The following is a 19,359-nucleotide window of genomic DNA, read 5'->3' on the forward strand; positions in this document are numbered from 1 at the left end:
CTTGTGCGCGAACCCCATCCGCCATTAGAGTCATGTCGACCATAAAGGGGGTGGGGGTCATGGGGACCGTGCCGGGCTACGACAAGTACGCCCATGAGCCCTTCGGTGTCACCGCGGACCTGGCCGTCCTGACCGTCCGGGCGGGCCGGCTCCACGTCCTGCTCGTGGAACGCGGACAGCAGCCCTATGCGGGCCGCTGGGCGCTGCCCGGCGGCTTCGTGCGGCCGCAGGAGTCCGCGGAGGAGGCCGCCCGGCGGGAGCTCGCCGAGGAGACCGGCCTCGCGGACGTCTCCGGGCTCCACCTCGAGCAGGTGCGCACCTACAGCGACCCCGACCGCGATCCCCGGATGCGGGTCGTCTCCGTCGCCTTCGCCGCCCTGCTGCCCGACCCTCCCGAGCCGCACGGTGGCGGCGACGCGGCGCAGGCCCGCTGGCTGCCGTACGAAGCGGCCGGTCCGCTCGCCTTCGACCACGACCGGATCCTCGTCGACGCCCATGAACGGGTCGGCGCCAAGCTGGAGTACTCCTGCCTCGCCACGGCCTTCTGCCCGCCCGAGTTCACGCTCGGAGAGCTGCAGCAGGTCTACGAGACCGTCTGGGGCACGGCGCTCGACCGTCCCAACTTCCGGCGCAAGGTCCTCGCCACCCCAGGCTTCGTCGAACCGGTCCCGGGCGCCGCCCGGCTCACCGGCGGCCGCGGCAAGCCCGCCGCGCTCTACCGCGCGGGCACCGCCACCGCCCTGCACCCGCCCCTGCTCCGCCCCGCCACGGAAGGACGGCCCTCATGACCGCCACCGCCCTCGCCAAGCACGCCGCCACCGGATCCCTGATCGGACTCGCCCTCGGTGACGCGCTCGGTTTCCCGACCGAGTTCAACGACGTGCCCTCGATCCTCGCCAAGTGCGGGCCGTGGCGGGGGATGGAGCTGCCGAAGCCGGCGATCGTCACCGACGACACCCAGATGACGCTGGCGCTCGGGCGCGGGCTTCGGACGGCCATGGACCGCGGGGTCCTGGCGCCGAAGCGGATGGAGGGGCCGGTGCGCGAGGAGTTCGTCGACTGGTACCACTCCCCGGAGAACAACCGGGCACCCGGCCGGACCTGCCTCGTCGCCTGCAACCTGCTGAACGACGAGAGCAGGCCCTGGCAGGAGGCGAGCCAGATCGACTCCAAGGGCTGCGGGGCCAACATGCGCGTGGCGCCCGTCGGACTCGCCCCGGGGCTCAGCGACGAACAGCGCGCCGGAGCCGCCCAGATGCAGGCAGCGCTCACCCACGGCCACCCCACGGCGCTCGCCGCCTCCGACCTCACCGCCCACGCGATACGGCTGCTCGTCCAGGGCGCCGAGCCGGCCGGACTGGTCGGGCTGCTGCGGTCGTACGCGTACGAGAACCGCAGCCGCTACCACGAGCCGTGGCTCGGCGATCTGTGGACCCGTGCCCAGGACCCCAGCGCGGAGCACTTCATCGCCCGCGGCTGGGACGAGTGCCTGGAGATCCTCGACCGCCTCCAGGCCGCCGTGGCGACCGTGTCGCCCGAGACCGACCCCTGCCTGGCGACCGGCGAGGGGTGGATCGCGGAGGAGGCCCTCGCCACCGGTCTGCTGTGCTTCCTGCTGTTCCCCGACCAGCCGGTCACCGCACTGCGCCGGGCCGCCTGCACCTCCGGCGACTCCGACTCGATCGCCTGCCTGACGGGGGCCTTCGCGGGTGCCCACCTCGGCTCCGAGGCCTGGCCGCGGGAGTGGGCGGACCGCATCGAGTACGGGGGCGAACTGCAGACGCTCGGGGCCCTCTGGGACGTGTGAGCGGGCGGCCGGATCCACAGCCGCGGGCGCTCGTACGGCGGCGCGGCGCGTCTCGCCGGACGGGCGCCGCGCCGGAGCGCGTCCCGGGCTGACTACGCTGGTGTGACCAGAGGTTTCCGTCCATCAGCGAGGAGCATCACCGTGGCGGTACGAGCGGTCCGGGGCGCCGTCCAACTCGAAAGGGACGAGGCCGGGCACATGAGTGAGCAGGTCGGCGCCCTGCTCACCGCCGTCCTGGAGCGGAACGGCCTCACCGCCGACGCGCTGATCAGCATCTGGTTCACCGCCACCCCCGATCTGCACAGCGACTTCCCGGCGGCCGCGGCCCGCAAGCTCGGCATCGTCGACGTCCCGCTGATCTGCGCCCAGGAGCTGGACGTCGAGGGCGCGATGCCCCGGGTCGTCCGTATCCTCGCCCACATCGAGTCCGACAAGCCCCGCGCCGACATCGTGCACGTCTACCTCGGTGCCGCCGCCGCCCTGCGCAAGGACATCGCCCAGTGAGATCCGCACTCGTCATCGGCACGGGGCTCATCGGCACCTCGGCGGCCCTGGCACTCGCCGCCCGCGGCGTCACCGTGCACCTGCGCGACCACGACCCCGAGCAGGCCCGTACGGCGGCCGTCCTCGGCGCCGGCACCGACGAGGAGCCCGAGGGCCCCGTCGACCTGGTGATCGTGGCGGTCCCGCCCGCGCACGTCGCCGCCGGGCTCGCCGACGCCATGCGGCGCGGCCTCGGGCGCGGCTACCTCGACGTGGCCAGCGTCAAGGGCGGCCCGCGCCGCGAACTGGAGGCGCTCGGTCTCGACCCGGCCCACCTGTCGAGGTACATCGGCTCGCATCCCATGTCCGGCCGTGAGAAGTCCGGACCGCTGGCCGCCACCGGGGACCTCTTCGAGGGCCGCCCCTGGGTGCTCACCCCGACCCGGGACACCGACACCGAGGTGCTGAACCTCGCCCTGGAACTGGTCTCGCATTGTCGTGCCGTGCCCGTCGTGATGGATGCCGACGGTCACGACCGGGCGGTCGCCCTGGTCTCGCACATGCCGCACCTGGTCTCGAACCTGGTCGCCGCCCGCCTGGAGCACGCCGAGGAGGCGGCCGTACGGCTGTGCGGGCAGGGCATCCGGGACGTGACCCGGATCGCCGCGTCCGACCCCGGGATGTGGATCGACATCCTGTCCGCGAACCCCGGTCCGGTCGCCGACCTGCTCTCCGAGGTCGCCGCCGACCTCGACGAGACCGTACGGGCCCTGCGTGCCCTGCAGTCGTCCGACGAGGCCAAGCGGCGGGCGGGCGTCGACGGGATCCAGGACGTGCTGCGCCGGGGCAACGCGGGCCAGATCCGGGTGCCCGGCAAGCACGGCAGCGCGCCGCGGGCCTACGAGACCGTCGCCGTCCTGATCAGCGACCAGCCGGGCCAGCTGGCCCGTATCTTCGCGGACGCGGGCATGGCGGGCGTCAACATCGAGGACGTCCGTATCGAGCACGCGACGGGACAGCAGGCGGGCCTGGTCCAGCTGATGGTGGAGCAGAAGGCGGCCCCGGTGCTGAGCGCGGCGCTGCGGGAGCGGGGCTGGACGATCCGCCAGTAGGGCGACGGGCCGGCCAGTCATACCGGGTCCGGGGAGCCAGTAACCTTGTGCGGGGCGCCTGTGCGTCCCGCCCGTACCCACCACCCCGCACCAGGAAGGTGTCCTCACCGTGGAAAACGGCGCCGCCCGGACCGCCCCGGCAGTGATTGTCGCCATCGACGGCCCCTCGGGCACGGGCAAGTCGAGCACCTCGAAGGCCGTGGCCACGCACCTCGGGCTGAGCTACCTGGACACCGGCGCCCAGTACCGGGCGATCACGTGGTGGATGGTCAACAACAACATCGACATAACGGACGCGTCGGCGATCGCGGCGGTGGCGGGCAAGCCGGAGATCGTCTCCGGCACGGACCCGTCGGCGCCCACGATCACGGTGGACGGCGTGGACGTGTCCGGGCCGATCCGCGGCCAGGAGGTCACCTCCCGGGTCAGCGCGGTCAGCGCGGTACCCGAGGTGCGGGCCCGGATCACCGAGCTGCAGCGTTCCCTCGCCGCGTCGGCGCAGAGCGGCATCGTCGTGGAGGGTCGCGACATCGGGACCACCGTGCTGCCCGACGCCGACCTGAAGGTCTTCCTCACCGCCTCCGCGGAGGCGCGCGCCGCCCGCCGCAGCGGTGAGCTCAAGGGCGCCGACGTCCACGCCACCCGCGCGGCGCTGATCCAGCGGGACGCGGCCGACTCCAGCCGCAAGACGTCCCCCCTCGCCAAGGCGGACGACGCGGTCGAGGTGGACACCACCGACCTCACGCTCCAGCAGGTCATCGAGTGCGTCGTCACCCTCGTCGAGGAGAAGCGGGCGGCGAAGTGAGCGAGGCTCCCTCCGAGCGGGGCGCCGAAGCCGGACGGCGGCTGGGCGTCGGCGTGATCCACGGGCTGTTCAGGCCGCGCATCCTGGGCGCCTGGAAGGTCCCGGCGACGGGTCCGGCGATCCTCGCGGTCAACCACTCCCACAACGTCGACGGGCCGGTGGTCATGGGTGTGTCGCCCCGCGCGACGCACTTCCTGATCAAGAAGGAGGCGTTCATCGGCCCGCTGGGCGCCTTCCTCACGGGGATCGGCCAGCTCAAGGTGGACCGCACGACCACCGACCGCACGGCGATCACCGACGCGCTGGGCGTGCTCGAGAACGGGGGAGTCCTGGGCATCTTCCCCGAGGGCACCCGGGGCGAGGGCGATTTCGCCTCGCTGCGCGCCGGACTCGCCTACTTCGCCGTCCGCAGCGGGGCGCCGATCGTGCCGGTCGCGGTGCTGGGAAGCGCCGAGCGGCGCGGACGGTTGATAAAGGCGCTGCCTCCGCTGCGCAGCCGCATCGACGTCGTCTTCGGCGACCCGTTCGAGGCGGGCGACGGCAGCGGGCGGCGCACGCGCAGGGCGCTGGACGAGGCGACCACGCATATCCAGAAGCAGCTCACCGAGCACCTGGAATCCGCCAGGCGCCTCACCGGGCGCTAGGCGACACTTGAGTAGTGGATCACCGCGGGTGCGGTGGTCCACCGATCACCACGATGAACGAGGTACGGACTTCATGAACGACCAGATCCAGCCCGACGGCTCGGCCGAGCACGAGTACGAGCACGGGGCGCTCGGCGACGCCGAGTACGCGGAGTTCATGGAGCTTGCCGCGGAAGAGGGCTTCGACATCGAGGACGTCGAGGGCGCGATCGAGGAGGCGGGCCACGGTCCGCTGCCCGTGCTCGCGGTCGTCGGCCGACCCAATGTCGGCAAGTCGACTCTGGTGAACCGGATCATCGGCCGCCGTGAGGCGGTCGTCGAGGACAAGCCCGGCGTCACCCGCGACCGCGTCACCTACGAGGCCGAGTGGTCGGGCCGCCGCTTCAAGGTCGTCGACACCGGCGGCTGGGAGCAGGACGTCCTCGGTATCGACGCCTCGGTGGCCGCGCAGGCCGAGTACGCGATCGAGGCGGCCGACGCGGTCGTGTTCGTCGTGGACGCCAAGGTCGGCGCCACCGACACGGACGAGGCGGTCGTCCGGCTGCTGCGCAAGGCCGGCAAGCCCGTGGTGCTCGCCGCCAACAAGGTCGACGGCCAGAGCGGCGAGGCCGACGCCGCCTATCTGTGGAACCTCGGCCTCGGCGAGCCCCACCCGGTCTCGGCCCTGCACGGCCGCGGCACCGGCGACATGCTGGACGCCGTCCTGGAGGCGCTGCCCGAGGCACCCGCCCAGACCTTCGGCACCGCCATCGGCGGACCGCGCCGCATCGCCCTCATCGGCCGCCCGAACGTCGGCAAGTCCTCGCTGCTGAACAAGGTCGCGGGCGAGGAGCGCGTCGTCGTCAACGAACTCGCCGGCACCACCCGCGACCCGGTGGACGAACTGATCCAGCTGGGCGGCAGGACCTGGAAGTTCGTCGACACGGCCGGCATCCGCAAGCGGGTCCACCTCCAGCAGGGCGCGGACTACTACGCCTCGCTGCGCACCGCGGCCGCCGTCGAGAAGGCCGAGGTCGCCGTCGTGCTGATCGACGCCACCGAGAGCATCTCGATCCAGGACCAGCGCATCGTCACCATGGCGGTGGAGGCGGGCCGTGCGCTCGTCCTCGCGTACAACAAGTGGGACACGCTCGACGAGGAGCGCCGCTTCTACCTCGAGCGTGAGATCGAGACCGAGCTCGGACAGGTCGCCTGGGCGCCGCGGGTGAACGTCTCCGCGCGCACCGGACGGCACATGGAGAAGCTGGTCCCGGCGATCGAGACTGCGATCGAGGGCTGGGAGACCCGGGTGCCGACGGGCCGTCTGAACGCCTTCCTCGGCGAACTGGTCTCCGCGCACCCGCACCCCGTCCGCGGCGGCAAGCAGCCGCGCATCCTCTTCGGCACCCAGGCGGGCACCAAGCCGCCCCGGTTCGTGCTCTTCGCCTCCGGCTTCATCGAGGCGGGCTACCGCAGGTTCATCGAGCGGCGGCTGCGTGAGGAGTTCGGCTTCGAGGGCGCGCCGATCCATCTGTCCGTGCGCGTGCGGGAGAAGCGCGGCAGGAAGAAGTGAGCCGGGAGACGCCGGAACACGGGTGAGGGGCGGCCCCGGCGGGGCCGCCCCTCACCCGTTGTATCCGGTTCACAGCCCCCTGCGCGGTGCGGGAGGCAGCGCCGGGACGTGGTGCATCCCCCTGGCGTGCCGGGCCACCTGCTGCCAGACGTCGTTGGCCATGGGCGAGTGGCCGTGGTGGGCGGCCAGATGGCCGGTGGCGTGCTGAGGAGCGCCGTGGTGTGAGGCATACGTGCCGGTGTCGTACGAGCCTGCGCTCACCGGGGAGTTGGCGAAGGCGGTGAAGCCCATGTCCTCCTCGCCGGTGCGGTCGCCCGGGAAGGCCCGGAAGGACCTGACGTACTCGTCGTAGAGCGCGTCGTAGATCGGCGTGGCCGATGAGCCGGAGGGGTCCTGGTCGGCTCGCCCGGCGGGGGCCGGCTGATAGGACCGGCGGCGGGGGACGTCATATGCGTGCACGTAGGTGCCAACGACCCTGTCGCCCAAGGGATGCGGTCGATTAGTCCGCTTCAGGGCTCTTGTGCCCGGCTCGGGACGCGGTGCGTCCGGACATGGAGAACCGCGCGGTCGGCCGGAGGCCGCCCGCGTCCGGAGTGCGGCCCGCCGGGCCACGACGGGGTTGCGGGCAGCCGCGGCCGCAGGCGGCCCGCCCGCACCCCGGTCGGAGGCTCAGGTCCCCGCCAGCGGCAGCGCCGCGGCGACGAGCTTGCCGTTGGCCGCGGCCTTGTCCAGCGCGTCGCGGAGCAGATCCTCCCGGGGCTGCCGGCCGATCGAGCCGACCGGTGCCGCGAACATCAGCACCTGCTGGTGCTTGTTGGCGGCGGCCCGCCAGCCCTCCGTGACCTGGAGCGGCTGGTGCGCCTGCCACCAGGCGACCTGCCCGGCGCCGTTCGCACCGGGCTGGAGCACGGCGTGCAGCTGGCCCATGGCGAGCAGCACGGACCAGCCGTGCAGTACGGGCGGCACCGACTCGATGACGGTCAGCGGCATGAAGCCCTGCTCGATGAGCAGCGGCAGGAAGTCGTCCCCGACGCCCATCGATCCCGGGCGCACGATGGGCGCGGTCGGCTCCACGACGAGCGCCGGGTGGAGTTCCCCGGCGATCAGGACGAGCCCGCTGGTGACGCCCAGCACGGCCTGCTGGGGAGCGGCCGTGCCGAACCCCTCCTCGGCGGTGATGGAGCGCACGGCGCCCTGCAGCTGCTCCTCGGTGACCTGGACCACCTGGGAGGGCAGGCAGGTGGCGTGGGCGAAGGCGAGGACGGCGGTCTCGTCGCCGATGAACAGGACGGTGCTGGTGCGCTCCTGTTCGGAGTCGCCCGGAGTGCGGCAGGAGGTGCAGTCGTAACTGCCCGGGGCGTTGTCTCCGACGAGCAGCCGGTCGGCTTCTTCGTCGCCGATCTCGGCGCGTACGGCGTCGCTGACGTCGAGCATGCGCGGCACGGGTGGCTCCCTCGGGATGTGGTACGTGGCGTGCCGGGTGGCTCCCGGCCCATGAGTCCGGGGGTCCCCGGCTCATGAAGATGACAACGGGCGATCTGTGGCCGGAGTCACGCCCGGGAGCGAACGGAATCGAACCATCCGATGCGCTGGGTGAACATGACCGCGGAATCCGTCACTCCATGTCAACTGTCCCGATGAGTAAGGAAGTTGGTTCCGTGAAGTGACTCACAGATCGCCAGGGCGCGTGGTCGACAAATCCGGAAATCAGCGAATGAAGTGGGTGGCCGAAAATTGCCGATACCCGGGGTAACGTCGAACTGGCCTGGAATGACTAGGAGTTGGTTGAAATCGGGCGACGGATCTCCATACATTCCTCCGCCGTGTGCATCGAGCACCGCCCGGGACGTCCACCGGCCGCGCCGCACAGTCGGCGCGCAGCATCACTTCCGGTGGGCGGGGCGGCACGTGACGACCGCGTTCCATGCGCGGACGGCACGTCCCGCCCTGGGGGACCCCGGGTCCGTGGAGAGGGAATTACATGTCCGAATGTGCCGACAACACCCGTAAGACCCGCACCACCCGTACGACGGTGGTCCTCGCCGGAGCGGCACTGCTCGCCCCGCTGGGACTGCTGGCCACGACCGGTGAGGCCGCCGCGGCCGACGGCGGGGTGTGGGACCGCATCGCCCAGTGCGAGAGCGGCGGGAACTGGCACATCAACACCGGCAACGGCTACTACGGGGGACTGCAGTTCTCCGCCGGTACCTGGCGCGCGTACGGCGGCTCCGCCTACGCGTCGACCGCCGACCGGGCCTCGAGGGAGGCTCAGATAGCCGTGGCCACCAAGGTGCAGCACGCGCAGGGATGGGGCGCATGGCCCGTCTGCTCGGCGCGTGCCGGAGCCTCCGGAAGTGCGCCCGGCACCGCGGGCCACCAGGCGGCGGCCAAGCCGTCGAAGGGTTCCGCCACCACCAGGTCCGCTCCGTCGAAGCAGCCGGCGAAGACGCCGGAGCGTTCGACGGGACACACGGGGCGCGGGTCCTCCCGTGGTGACTACACGGTCCGCAGCGGCGACACCCTGAGCGGTATCGCCGAGCGGCACGGCACCACCTGGCAGCGGCTCTACGCGCGCAACAAGGCGGTCATCGGCGGTGACCCCGATGTGATCGTGCCCGGGCAGCGGCTCGAGCTCTGATCGTGCCGGCCCGGCGGGCCCCGGCGTCCAGTGGTGACGCCGGGGCCCGCCGCGGTCCTCGTCCCGCCGCCCCTCCGGAGCGGCCTGTGCGCGCTCCTCGATACTTCCTACAGCCGCCGAGCACCACCGCCCCCGGCCCGCCGCACGTGCGGGCGGGGCTCGGGACCCCGGGAGCATGCGCCGGCCGGCGGCCGCACCCCGACGACGCGCAGGAGCCGCCCCGCCGTGGCAGGCTGGGAGGACGCGAAGGGCCGGGTCGGCCAGGGGCGCCCCGCCTCGGTGCACCGCAGCCGGCGTACGTACCCCTGATGCGTTCCACGACCGAAAGGTTCCCGCCATCGGCTACCGATGGGGCAACCGTTGGGGCACAACACGGCCGGGCCGCCCAACCGTTCCCCGCACCCCCGGGTCTCACAGGGCGACAGGGGGACGGACGAGGAATCCAGGGACGCATGCACATCTCCTTCCTGATACACAACGCGTACGGGATCGGGGGCACGAACCGGACGACGTACAACCTTGCGACCGCACTGGCCGACCAGCATGACGTGGAGATCGTCTCCGTCTTCCGCCACCGCGACGCGCCCGTCTTCGCACCCGACCCGCGCATCCGGCTGCGGTCCCTGGTCGATCTGCGCGCCGACGGCCCCGACCGCGGTCACGGGGAGCTGGCGAGGCCCGCGCGGATCTTTCCGCGTACGGAGGGCCGCTACCGGCAGTACAGCCTTCTCACCGATCGCCGCATCGGTGAGCACCTCGCGTCCACCGAGGCCGACGTGGTCGTCGCCACCCGCCCCGGCCTGAACGTGCACCTGGCCCGCCAGATCCGGCGCGGCCCGCTCCGCGTCGGCCAGGAGCACCTCACCCTCGACAGCCACTCCAAGGCGCTGCGCCTGGTTCTGCGTGGCGCCTACCGGGGTCTCGACGCCTTCACCACGACCACCGAGGCAGACGCCGGCGCGTACCGTGCCCGGATGCGGCTGCCGGGCGTCCGGGTCGAGGCCCTGCCCAACCCCGTGCCCGCGCCGGCCCTCGCGCCCGCCGACGGCTCGGCCAGATGGGTGGTGGCGGCCGGGCGGCTCGCCCCCGTCAAGCGGTACGACCTGCTGGTCACCGCCTTCGACCGGGTACGCACCGAACGGCCCGACTGGCGGCTGCGCATCTACGGCGGCGGGGAGCAGAGGGAGGAACTGCGCGCCCTCGTCGACCGCCTCGGCCTGTACAACCACGTCTGGCTCATGGGTCCCGCCCACCCCATCGAGCCCGAGTGGGTCAAGGGTTCCATCGCCGCCGTCACCTCGCGCACGGAGTCGTTCGGCATGACCATCGTCGAGGCCATGCGCTGCGGACTGCCCGTGGTCTCCACCGACTGCCCGCACGGGCCGCGCGAGATCATCCACGACGGCGTCGACGGACGCCTCGTCGAGCCGGGCAGCGCCGACGCCGTCGCGAGGGGGCTGCTCGAGCTGATCGACGACGGCGCGCTGCGCCGGCGGATGGCGGCCGCGGCCCTGCGGAACGCCGCGCGCTTCGACCCGTCCCGGATCGCCGCGCGCTACGAGTCGCTCTTCCTGTCCACCGCGCCGCGCGGCAGCCGCAGACGTGGCACGCTGCACCGCGCACGGGCGACGCTGCTCGGCGGCGCCCAGGCCGCCCTGGACGCCGGGCGCAGCGCTCTGGGGAAGGGGCGCCCCGCATGATGACCGAGGCCCCCGGGACCGGCCGTGAGCGCATCGCGGCGCCCCTGTGCGCGGACTGCGTCGCCGACAGTGCGGGTGGGCTGACCTTCGACATCGGGGGCATCGACCACCCGGGCCCGGCCCATCTGCTGCTGTGCCGCGGCGACGGCGAAGAGATCGCGCTGCCGCTGACCCCCGCCGAGGGCGGCCGGTTGCGCGCGGCCCTGCCCAGCAGCGTCGACCTGCCCGAGGGCCGCTGGGACGCCTACGCGCAGTTCGCCGAGGGCACGCTCCGGCACCTGACGCCCGGCTGCAACGACCTGCGCTCCCTCGTGGACCGCGCGCCCGGCGAGACGGCTCCGAGAATCGCCGTCCGCATCCCGTATCCGACCCGGCAGGGCACCCTCGCCGTCCGCAGCTGGCTGCGTGCCCCGCACGCCGAGGCGGGCGAGCTCCGCATCGGCGAGGGCGAGTTGAGGGTCCGGGGCCGGATGTACGGCACGGGGCTCGCCGAGGACGCCTACGCCGAGGTCCGTGAGCGGGGCGGGCCCCGGTCCGTGCTGCGCGCCGACGTGAGCGGGAGCGCGGCGGACTTCGGCTTCACCGTTCCCTACGCGCCGCTCGCGCCCGGCATCTGGGACCTGTGGCTGCGCCCGGCCGGCGAGCAGGGGCCGCAGGTGCGGATCGCGCGGCTGCTCGACGACGTCGCGGACAAGAAGCCCGTCTTCCGCTACCCACGGGCCGCGGTGCGGGCGGAACACGGCGCGGTGGAGGCCTGGCCCTACTACACGGTCGACAACGATCTCTCGGTGACCGTGAGCGCCACCGACCGACCGGGCTGAATGCTCTTGCGGACAAAAGCCGTCCGCAACGGCTGACAGACTCGGGGACATGCTGGAGACCTCCGCACGACTGCTGCGCCTGCTGTCCCTGCTCCAGGCCCACCGCGAATGGTCCGGGGCCGACCTCGCCGAACGCCTCGGAGTCAGCTCGCGCACGGTACGCCGGGACGTCGACCGGCTGCGGGAACTCGGCTACCCGGTCAACGCCAGCCCGGGCACCGGCGGCGGATACCAGCTCGGTGCGGGCGCCGAGCTGCCGCCGCTGCTGCTCGACGACGACGAGGCGGTCGCCGTGGCGGTCGGCCTGCGCACCGCCGCCGGGCAGGGCATCGAAGGGATCGGCGAGACCTCCGTCCGGGCCCTCGCCAAGCTCGAACAGGTCCTGCCGGGCCGGCTGAGGCGACGGGTGGGCGCCCTGAACGCCTTCACCGTGCCGATGCTGCATCCCCGGTCCTCACCCGTCGACCCGGCCGTCCTGACCGAACTCGCCCACCTGTGCCGGGACACGGAGCGGCTGCGCTTCGAGTACCGCGACCACGAGGGAGCCTCGACCCGCCGGACGGTCGAGCCGCATCGCCTGGTGTGCACCGAGCGCCGCTGGTACCTGGTCGCCTGGGACGTGGACCGCGACGACTGGCGGACGTTCCGTGCCGACCGCATCACCCCGAAGCCGCCGCACGGACCGCGTTTCGCCCCGCGGACGCCTCCGGCCGAGGACCTGGCCGCCTATGTGTCGAAGGGCGTCTCCATCCGCGCCTACGCCGCGCAGGCCGTCGTACGGCTGCTGGTGCCCCTTCACGAGGCGGCCGAGCGGATCTCGCCGTCCGCGGGGATCCTGGAGGCGGAGACCGACGGCAGTTGCCTGCTGCTCACCGGGGCTCCCGACCTCGACGTGATGGTGGTTCACGTGCTGATGACCGGCTTCGAGTTCGAGGTGCTGGAGCCCGCCGAACTGACCGGGAAGATCACGGCGGCGCGGGACCGGTTGGCCCGGGCGCTCGAACGCGGTCCGCACCGGGACGCCGGTCCGGAGCCGGCCCGGCGCGCGTAGGGGGATTCTGTGCTGGATCCGTGTATTTCTTATGCGCGACCGGATCGCGCGGCCGTCGTGAAATCCGAATGAAAGGAGCCCGGAGACCGGAGCGCGCGTCGCACTATCGGTGGATTATTCGAAACCGTTCGGGCGACGGACGAACGGACTCCGAATTGCGTTCGAAGGGGTGTCCGGCGCATGCGGAACCCCCCGTACGTGTGACGGTGTTGGGGCCGAAACGCTTGTCGTGATTCTGTGACAGAAGCGTGACCGGAGAGGGATGCGCGACATGAGTGGCGGCTGTGGACTTCCACGCCGCGGGACCGCGGCCTAACGTGGCGGCATGGCACCCATTCCCACGCATGGAGCGGAACCCGACGACTCCACCGAGTCGTATGTCGGCCTGGCGGCCGACCGGGCGGAGCGGCTGGCCCGTGAGCGCGGCTGGAGCACGGTCCGCTCCCTTCCGCCGGGCGCGATCATCACCATGGAGTACCGGTTCGGGCGGCTGAACTTCGAGGTCGAGGACGGCAGGGTCAGGCGCTGCTGGAAGGGCTGACCGCCCGGGACGTCCATGGCGAAGGCCCCGGCTCGTGCGAGCCGGGGCCTTCGTCGTGCGGGGAGGTCGTGCGTACCGGCCCCGCTGTGTCGCCGGTGCTCAGCCCCCTGCCAGGGGCCGGGCGGGGGTGGTGCCCCGGGAGACCCGGTCCGGATGCTGCGGGCGGCGGCTGCCCACCGGGGTGACCGGGGTGCGCTCCCCCCTGCTCGTGTACGGACCGGGGGCCAGGTAGACCGGCGCCCGGGTCGACCGGGTGGCGCCCACCGGCTCCCGGACCTCGGCCTCCGCGTCCGTGGAGGTGTGCCGGGTGAGGACGAGACGGCCCGCACCGACCGGGGTCGGCAGGGGCATCGGGAGCGCACGGCTGCTGCGCCGACGGTCGCGCAGGTCGAGGATGGCCGACTCGGCACGGGCGATGAGCGGCTCGAACCACGGCAGCGCCAGCAGGATCAGCAGGCCGGCTGCCCAACCGAGGAGCACGTCGCTCAGCCAGTGCGTACCGAGGTAGACCGTGGTCAGGCCCACGCCGAGGGAGGTCACCGCGGAGAGCGCGGAAAGCCAGCGTCTCGCTCGGGGGGTCGAGGCCAGATAGGCCAGGATTCCCCAGGTCACCACGGCGTTCGCGGTGTGTCCTGAAGGAAATATATCGCCGCCGCGCCACATCTCGTTCGATCCGATGACGGTCGCGTAGTGCGGTCCGAGGCGGCCCATCCCGTATTTGGCGGCGCCGACCGTGATGTTGAGCAGAAGCAGCGCGGCGCCCAGCGTGAGCAGGGGGCGAAGGGTGTGCTGGCGCCAGGAGCGCCACCCCAGCCAGGCCGCGACCATCACGGCGGTGGGGCCGCGCTGGCCCAGCACCACGTAGTAGTCGAGGAAGGCGTGGATCTGCGGCCACTGCTGGTACGGCCGGAAGAACATGACCTGCCAGTCGAGGCGGACCAGCCACGAGGAAACGACCACGGCCCAGACGATCGCCGTGTAGAAGGCGAGAGTTGCCGAGAAGAGAACCACCCGGTGGCGGCTCATCCTGGGCACGTCAATGTGGGTCGGTCGTTCCGGCTCACGGTCCAACCGGGCGAAGACCCGGTCCAGACGGCTCAGCTTTCGTTCGGTACGCACTCAATCGACGTTACAGCGAGTGAGGTGCGTACCCGCGCGAATCACCGGGTTTGTGATGACGATGTGATGTGGGATTCCTCTCAACAGCGGGTTTATTTCTGTGGATTCCGTAATCGGGATCCGGCTCGGCCTTCAATTGCATTGATCGACAAGGGTCCCCGTTTTATGGCCCTTATCTATTCGTTCACCGAATGCTGGTGCGGAATTGGCCGGACGCTCACCGCCCGTCGCCGCGTGATCATGGCGGACCGGAGCCGTTCAGCCAGAACGCTCCGTAGACGGCCGACGCCGCTGCGACGCCGCCGAGCACCGCGGCCGACCTGGCCGGACGCACCCGGGCGAGGGCGCGGGCCAGGGGCAGCAACAGAGGGAAGGCGGGGAGCAGGAGACGGGGTTTCGAGCCGAAGTAGCTCGACGCGCACAGGGCGAGTGCGGTGACGAACCCGGCGTACACGAGCAGCGGCAGCGGCTGGCGCTGCCGCACGCACACCACGAACAGCCAGACGATCAGTGCCACCCCGATGACCAGCCCCGCTCCGGCCAGTGCCGAGGGGAAGGCGCTGAACTTGCCCGCGACGAAACGGGCGAAGGCGTAGCCGCCGTCGAAGCCGTTGCGCCAGCCCGCCTGCACGTCGAGGTAGCCGAGCGGCCCCTTGCCGGTGCGACGGCCGACCCACAGGACGTAGCCGGCGGCGCCGAGGGGGGCGAGGACCATGCCCAGGGCCCGGCGCAGGACCGGTACTTCGCCGGCCGGCAGCGTACGCCGGTCGTGTACGTACGAGGTGATCGCGGCCGCCCAGACCGCGGCGACCACGGCCGCCCCCACCGGACGGGTCAGCCCCGCCAGCGACGCGAGCACCCCCGCCGTCACCCAGCGGCCCCTGAGAACCGCGTACAGCGACCAGGCCGCGAGCGCCGTGAAGAGGGACTCGCTGTAGGCCATCGACTGCACGATCCCGACCGGCAGTACCGCCCACAGCAGGACCGCGCAGAAGCCGGCCCGGCTGCCGTACACATGGTCGGCGACCGCGAAGATCCCCCAGGCAGCGGCGATCGAGGCGAGCGTGGCGACGAGCAGACCGGCGTCGGCGGAAGACAGCGGGGTCAGCGCCTCGCCGAGCCGCTCCAGCCAGGGCAGCAGCGGGAAGAACGCGAGATTGGAGTGCACGTCGCCATCGGGCAGCCGGACCTCGTAGCCGTAGCCCAGGTCGGCGACCCGGGTGTACCAGAGCGCGTCCCAGCGGGCGGTCAGCAGAGTGTGCGCACTGGTGCCGCGTGCAGCGCTCCACAGCGCGAGCGCGACGAGGCCCAGGGCACGGACGGCCATGTATCCCGCCAGAGCGGGGGCGGCCCGGCGGGCGGCGCCGGTGGGGGATGGCGCCGGGCGCATTCCAAGGTCGGTCACGCGCTCGATTATCGACGCCCTACGGAACCGAAGGACCGCCCGGCTTCGTGGTGGACCGGGGGGAGGTGGCGTACGCCACACCCTCCGCCCGTGAACGTGAGAGGTCCGCCACGCGACGCTCGCGGGGACTCGCGTACTCTGACGACTCACTCGCTTCGTTGCGTGGGCCCGGGAGCACCCACCGCCCGGTCGCCGCCACGGGGATGTCCCCACCCCGTGGATTCCGCCGGCGCGAGGGACCATCTGGGAGGTACGTACATGTACGGGACGACCACGGCCTCCGCCGGGCTGCGCCGTCGGGCCCCCGGGGCCGGCGCGAGCCGCTGGGTCGTCCTCGTCGTCCTCTGCCTGAGCCTGCTGCTGGTCGCCGTCGACGCCACCGTGCTTCATGTCGCGATGCCGGCCGTCACCGAGGACCTCAAGCCCAGCGCCGTTGAACTGCTCTGGATCGTCGACACCTATCCGCTGGTCTGCGCCTCGCTGCTGATCCTCTTCGGCACGCTCGGCGACCGGATCGGCCGCAGGCGGGTCCTGCTGCTCGGATACGGCCTGTTCGGCATCGCCTCGGGGGCCGCGGCCCTCGCCCAGGACGCGCAGGTGCTGATCGGCGCGCGGGCCCTGCTGGGCGTCGGCGGGGCGATGATCATGCCTGCGACGCTGTCCATCCTGCGCCATGTCTTCCCCGACCGACGCGAGCGTGCCCTGGCCATCGGCATCTGGAGCGCGGTGGCCGCGGTGGGCGCCGCGGTCGGGCCGCTGCTCGGCGGCTTCCTTCTGGAGCACTTCTGGTGGGGCTCGGTCTTCCTCATCAACATCCCGCTGATGCTGGTCAGTCTGCCGATCGGGCGGCTGCTGCTGCCGGAGTCGACGGGCGATCCCGACGGCCCCTGGGACGTCGTCGGCGCCCTGATGGCGGCGGCCGGTCTCTTCGGAGCCGTCCTGGGCGTCAAGCGGCTGGGCGGCGGGGAGCCGCCGCTGGACCCCTTCACGCTGCTGCCGCTCCTGCTGGGCGCCGCCCTGCTGGTGGCCTTCGTACGGCGCCAGCGCGGCCGTGCGCACCCGCTGGTGGATCTCCGGATGTTCGCGCGTCCGGCGTTCAGCACCTCGGTCGGCTGCATCGTGCTGGCGATGCTGGCGCTGGTGGGCCTCGAACTGATCGCCGCCCAGTACCTGCAACTGGTGCTGCACCTCTCGCCGCTGCAGACCGGACTGCGGCTGCTGCCGCTGACGTTCGCGGCGATGGCGGCGGGTCTGCTCGGCTCGAAGATGCTCGCCCGCTTCGGCCCCCGGCTCATGGTCGCCTTCGGCTTCTGCCTCACGGCCGGGTCGGTCGTCATGCTGACGGCCATGGGCGGGCGCGACAACGCGACACTCCTGCTGTCCGGCTTCGTCCTGCTGGGCTTCGGCATCGAGACGACGCTCTTCGGGGCCTACGAGTCGATGCTCAGTGAGGCGCCGCACGCGCAGGCGGGCGGTGCCGCGGCGATAGGTGAGACGTCGTACCAACTGGGCGCGGGCATCGGGATAGCGCTGCTGGGCAGTGTGATGAACGCCGCGTATGCGCCCGGTCCGTCCTCGGTGCCGGGGGTGCCGGCCTCCGAGTCCGCGGCCGCCGGTCACTCGCTGGGGGAGGCGTACGAGGTCGCCGACCGGCTGGGCGGCGCGCGGGGCGCGGCCCTGCGGCAGGCGGCGCGCGACTCCTTCGTGCACGGCCTGCATGTGACGCTCCTGGTCAGTGCCGGGCTGTTGCTGCTGGGCGCGGTCATGGCACTGCGGTTGCCGCGGGTCATGAACTGCGAACCGCCGCCCGCGCCCGGCCCCGCCGCGGTTCCCGCGCCGCGGGAGGCCGCGGACTCCCGCGTATCGGCCTGACGGGGCCGGGCGGCCGGGCGGTGACCGCCGTCACTCGGCGCCCGATACTGGACGTGCGGCTCGATGCGTCGTACCGTCGGGCCGTCCGGTTCGGCTAGCGCTGCTAGTTTTCAGTGTCACGGAGGCTGCCCCCATGTCCGCGTCCTCGACGTTGCCGCCCTTCGACCCCGCCGATCCGCTGGGGCTCGACGACCTGCTGGACGACGAGGACCTCGCCATCCGCAACGCCGTGCGGACCTGGGCGGCCGACCGCGTGCTGCCGTACGTCGCCGACTGGTACGAGAAGGGGGAGCTGCCGCAGATCCGGGAGCTCGCCAAGGAGCTGGGATCCCTCGGCGCCCTCGGCATGTCGCTCGACGGATACGGGTGTGCCGGGGCCGGCGCCGTGCAGTACGGACTCGCCTGCCTGGAACTGGAGGCCGCCGACTCCGGCATCCGGTCCCTGGTCTCCGTCCAGGGGTCCCTCGCGATGTACGCCCTGCACCGGTTCGGGAGCGAGGAGCAGAAGCAGGAGTGGCTGCCCGGGATGGCGGCCGGCGAGATCATCGGGTGCTTCGGGCTCACCGAACCCGACCACGGCTCCGACCCCGCCTCGATGCGCACCCACGCCAAGCGCGACGGCAAGGACTGGGTGCTCAACGGCCGCAAGATGTGGATCACCAACGGCTCGGTCGCCGGGGTCGCGGTGGTCTGGGCCCGGACCGACGAAGGGGTGCGCGGCTTCGTCGTCCCCGCTGGAAGCCCCGGCTTCTCGGCGCCCGAGATCCGGCACAAGTGGTCCCTGCGGGCCTCCGTCACCAGCGAGTTGGTCCTCGACGACGTGCGGCTGCCCGCCGACGCCGTGCTGCCCGCGGTGGTCGGCCTCAAGGGACCGCTCAGCTGTCTGTCCCACGCCCGGTACGGGATCGTGTGGGGTGCCATGGGGGCGGCCCGGTCGTGCTTCGAGACCGCGGTCGAGTACGCGAAGAGCCGGGAACAGTTCGGCAGGCCCATCGGCGGGTTCCAGCTGACCCAGGCGAAGCTCGCCGACATGGCGGTCGAACTGCACAAGGGGATTCTGCTCGCCCACCATCTGGGGCGGCGCATGGACGCCGGGCGGCTCCGTCCGGAGCAGGTCAGCTTCGGCAAGCTCAACAACGTGCGTGAGGCCATCGAGATCTGCCGCACCGCGCGCACGATCCTCGGCGCCAACGGGATCTCCCTGGAGTACCCCGTGATGCGGCACGCCACCAACCTGGAGTCCGTGCTCACCTACGAGGGCACGGTCGAGATGCACCAGCTCGTGCTGGGCAAGGCGCTCACCGGGCTCGACGCCTTCCGGTGACCGTGCCCGAAGCGGGCGGGGCCGGTGAGCGGCCCTGCCTCAGCTCTGGTTGAAGAAGCCGTCGGGCCGCCGGCTCGCGGCGTCGCCGCTGACGATCTCCGTGTTCGCGGGGGTCAGCAGGAAGACCCGGTTGGAGACGCGGTCGATCGAACCCCGCAGGCCGAAGATCAGGCCGGCCGCGAAGTCCACCACGCGCTTGGCGTCGGAGCCCTCCATGTTCGTGAGGTTCATGATGACCGGGACGCCGTCCCGGAAGAGCTCGCCGATGGCGCGGGCGTCCCGGAAGCTGTCCGGGGTGACCGTGCCGATCCGGCGGCCCGTCTCCTCCGCCGTGTCGGTGGCGACCTTCACGCGCGGGTCGGTCACCCAGGCGTCGCCGTGCTCCTGGCCCTCGGCGTAGTCGTCGTCGTAGTAACGCTCGTCATCGTTGTCGTCGACGAGGCCGAGCCAGGCACTCGCCTTGCGTACAGATCCCATGGACGCCT

19 protein-coding genes are annotated in these 19,359 nt (G+C 72.2%); 14 read left to right on the top strand and 5 right to left on the bottom strand.

Annotated elements, in window-relative coordinates; translation table 11 throughout:
* The first annotated feature begins 59 nt into the window (after positions 1-59).
* From ACSHXN_RS31460 to der, 7 genes are all read left to right on the top strand, one after another.
* A complete protein-coding gene (locus ACSHXN_RS31460; RefSeq protein ID WP_355132628.1) occupies positions 60-788 on the top strand; it encodes an NUDIX hydrolase in 729 nt (242 codons plus the stop codon).
* Complete coding sequence (locus ACSHXN_RS31465; RefSeq protein WP_355132483.1) at positions 785-1,807, top strand: ADP-ribosylglycohydrolase family protein; 1,023 nt, start codon at positions 785-787, stop codon at positions 1,805-1,807. Before ACSHXN_RS31460 ends, ACSHXN_RS31465 begins: the two co-directional genes overlap by 4 nt.
* Before the next feature lie 141 nt (positions 1,808-1,948).
* Positions 1,949-2,311 (top strand): chorismate mutase, encoded by a 363-nt coding sequence (gene aroH, locus ACSHXN_RS31470; protein ID WP_115975060.1) that lies wholly within the window; start codon positions 1,949-1,951, stop codon positions 2,309-2,311.
* On the top strand, positions 2,308-3,402 hold the full coding sequence (locus ACSHXN_RS31475; RefSeq protein ID WP_355132484.1) for a prephenate dehydrogenase: 1,095 nt from the start codon (positions 2,308-2,310) through the stop codon (positions 3,400-3,402). Before aroH ends, ACSHXN_RS31475 begins: the two co-directional genes overlap by 4 nt.
* A gap of 109 nt (positions 3,403-3,511) precedes the next feature.
* Positions 3,512-4,207 (top strand): (d)CMP kinase, encoded by a 696-nt coding sequence (gene cmk / locus ACSHXN_RS31480; RefSeq protein ID WP_355132485.1) that lies wholly within the window; start codon positions 3,512-3,514, stop codon positions 4,205-4,207.
* Positions 4,204-4,851, top strand: a complete 648-nt coding sequence (locus ACSHXN_RS31485; protein WP_355132486.1) for a lysophospholipid acyltransferase family protein — start codon at positions 4,204-4,206, stop codon at positions 4,849-4,851. The genes cmk and ACSHXN_RS31485 overlap by 4 nt, the downstream gene beginning before the upstream one ends.
* Positions 4,852-4,924: 73 nt before the next feature.
* Entirely contained in the window at positions 4,925-6,403 is a 1,479-nt protein-coding gene (gene der, locus ACSHXN_RS31490) for a ribosome biogenesis GTPase Der (protein ID WP_355132487.1), read from the top strand.
* A gap of 69 nt (positions 6,404-6,472) precedes the next feature.
* On the opposite strand, the gene ACSHXN_RS31495 is transcribed toward der, so the two are convergent.
* Both ACSHXN_RS31495 and ACSHXN_RS31500 read right to left on the bottom strand, forming a co-directional pair.
* Positions 6,473-6,862, bottom strand: coding sequence for a hypothetical protein (locus tag ACSHXN_RS31495; protein ID WP_355132488.1), 390 nt, complete (start codon positions 6,860-6,862; stop codon positions 6,473-6,475).
* Between the two features lie 210 nt (positions 6,863-7,072).
* Complete coding sequence (locus tag ACSHXN_RS31500) at positions 7,073-7,846, bottom strand: hypothetical protein (protein ID WP_059125806.1); 774 nt, start codon at positions 7,844-7,846, stop codon at positions 7,073-7,075.
* Between the two features lie 538 nt (positions 7,847-8,384).
* Between ACSHXN_RS31500 and ACSHXN_RS31505 the strand changes: the two genes are divergently transcribed.
* From ACSHXN_RS31505 to ACSHXN_RS31525, 5 genes are all read left to right on the top strand, one after another.
* Complete coding sequence (locus ACSHXN_RS31505) at positions 8,385-9,041, top strand: transglycosylase family protein (RefSeq protein ID WP_355132489.1); 657 nt, start codon at positions 8,385-8,387, stop codon at positions 9,039-9,041.
* Positions 9,042-9,493: 452 nt separating this feature from the next.
* Positions 9,494-10,741: a glycosyltransferase gene (locus tag ACSHXN_RS31510; RefSeq protein WP_355132490.1), complete on the top strand. Its 1,248-nt coding sequence runs from the start codon at positions 9,494-9,496 to the stop codon at positions 10,739-10,741.
* A complete protein-coding gene (locus ACSHXN_RS31515; protein WP_438304539.1) occupies positions 10,738-11,562 on the top strand; it encodes a hypothetical protein in 825 nt (274 codons plus the stop codon). Before ACSHXN_RS31510 ends, ACSHXN_RS31515 begins: the two co-directional genes overlap by 4 nt.
* A gap of 49 nt (positions 11,563-11,611) precedes the next feature.
* On the top strand, positions 11,612-12,613 hold the full coding sequence (locus tag ACSHXN_RS31520; protein ID WP_355132492.1) for a helix-turn-helix transcriptional regulator: 1,002 nt from the start codon (positions 11,612-11,614) through the stop codon (positions 12,611-12,613).
* Between the two features lie 325 nt (positions 12,614-12,938).
* Positions 12,939-13,154, top strand: a complete 216-nt coding sequence (locus ACSHXN_RS31525) for an I78 family peptidase inhibitor (RefSeq protein WP_355132493.1) — start codon at positions 12,939-12,941, stop codon at positions 13,152-13,154.
* Positions 13,155-13,253: 99 nt separating this feature from the next.
* On the opposite strand, the gene ACSHXN_RS31530 is transcribed toward ACSHXN_RS31525, so the two are convergent.
* Both ACSHXN_RS31530 and ACSHXN_RS31535 read right to left on the bottom strand, forming a co-directional pair.
* Positions 13,254-14,273 (bottom strand): phosphatase PAP2 family protein, encoded by a 1,020-nt coding sequence (locus tag ACSHXN_RS31530; RefSeq protein ID WP_355132494.1) that lies wholly within the window; start codon positions 14,271-14,273, stop codon positions 13,254-13,256.
* A 238-nt stretch (positions 14,274-14,511) separates the two neighbouring features.
* Positions 14,512-15,678: a glycosyltransferase family 39 protein gene (locus ACSHXN_RS31535; RefSeq protein ID WP_438304541.1), complete on the bottom strand. Its 1,167-nt coding sequence runs from the start codon at positions 15,676-15,678 to the stop codon at positions 14,512-14,514.
* Between the two features lie 258 nt (positions 15,679-15,936).
* Here ACSHXN_RS31535 and ACSHXN_RS31540 point away from each other — a divergent pair, with 258 nt between their 5' ends.
* The gene (locus ACSHXN_RS31540; protein ID WP_356110698.1) at positions 15,937-17,550 is read left to right on the top strand and encodes an MFS transporter; all 1,614 of its coding nucleotides are present in this window, start codon (positions 15,937-15,939) and stop codon (positions 17,548-17,550) included.
* A 133-nt stretch (positions 17,551-17,683) separates the two neighbouring features.
* Positions 17,684-18,874 carry an acyl-CoA dehydrogenase family protein gene (locus ACSHXN_RS31545; protein ID WP_355132497.1) on the top strand — a complete coding sequence of 397 codons (1,191 nt, stop codon included), beginning with the start codon at positions 17,684-17,686 and terminating at the stop codon, positions 18,872-18,874.
* Between the two features lie 39 nt (positions 18,875-18,913).
* On the opposite strand, the gene ACSHXN_RS31550 is transcribed toward ACSHXN_RS31545, so the two are convergent.
* Positions 18,914-19,351: a cell division protein SepF gene (locus ACSHXN_RS31550; protein WP_355132498.1), complete on the bottom strand. Its 438-nt coding sequence runs from the start codon at positions 19,349-19,351 to the stop codon at positions 18,914-18,916.
* Between the last annotated feature and the right edge of the window lie 8 nt (positions 19,352-19,359).

Origin of the sequence: Streptomyces sp. HUAS TT11, assembly GCF_051553595.1 — a bacterium.
In the GTDB taxonomy this organism is placed as follows: Bacteria; Actinomycetota; Actinomycetes; order Streptomycetales; family Streptomycetaceae; genus Streptomyces.

Bases quoted from the DNA above. Each gene is read 5' to 3' on its own strand.
- ACSHXN_RS31460 (WP_355132628.1), top strand. From the start codon at position 60: ATGGGGACCGTGCCGGGCTACGACAAGTACGCCCATGAGCCCTTCGGT.
- ACSHXN_RS31465 (WP_355132483.1), top strand. From the start codon at position 785: ATGACCGCCACCGCCCTCGCCAAGCACGCCGCCACCGGATCCCTGATC.
- der (WP_355132487.1), top strand. From the start codon at position 4,925: ATGAACGACCAGATCCAGCCCGACGGCTCGGCCGAGCACGAGTACGAG.
- ACSHXN_RS31505 (WP_355132489.1), top strand. From the start codon at position 8,385: ATGTCCGAATGTGCCGACAACACCCGTAAGACCCGCACCACCCGTACG.
- ACSHXN_RS31510 (WP_355132490.1), top strand. From the start codon at position 9,494: ATGCACATCTCCTTCCTGATACACAACGCGTACGGGATCGGGGGCACG.
- ACSHXN_RS31515 (WP_438304539.1), top strand. From the start codon at position 10,738: ATGATGACCGAGGCCCCCGGGACCGGCCGTGAGCGCATCGCGGCGCCC.
- ACSHXN_RS31520 (WP_355132492.1), top strand. From the start codon at position 11,612: ATGCTGGAGACCTCCGCACGACTGCTGCGCCTGCTGTCCCTGCTCCAG.
- ACSHXN_RS31525 (WP_355132493.1), top strand. From the start codon at position 12,939: ATGGCACCCATTCCCACGCATGGAGCGGAACCCGACGACTCCACCGAG.
- ACSHXN_RS31540 (WP_356110698.1), top strand. From the start codon at position 15,937: ATGTACGGGACGACCACGGCCTCCGCCGGGCTGCGCCGTCGGGCCCCC.
- ACSHXN_RS31545 (WP_355132497.1), top strand. From the start codon at position 17,684: ATGTCCGCGTCCTCGACGTTGCCGCCCTTCGACCCCGCCGATCCGCTG.
- ACSHXN_RS31550 (WP_355132498.1), bottom strand. From the start codon at position 19,351: ATGGGATCTGTACGCAAGGCGAGTGCCTGGCTCGGCCTCGTCGACGAC.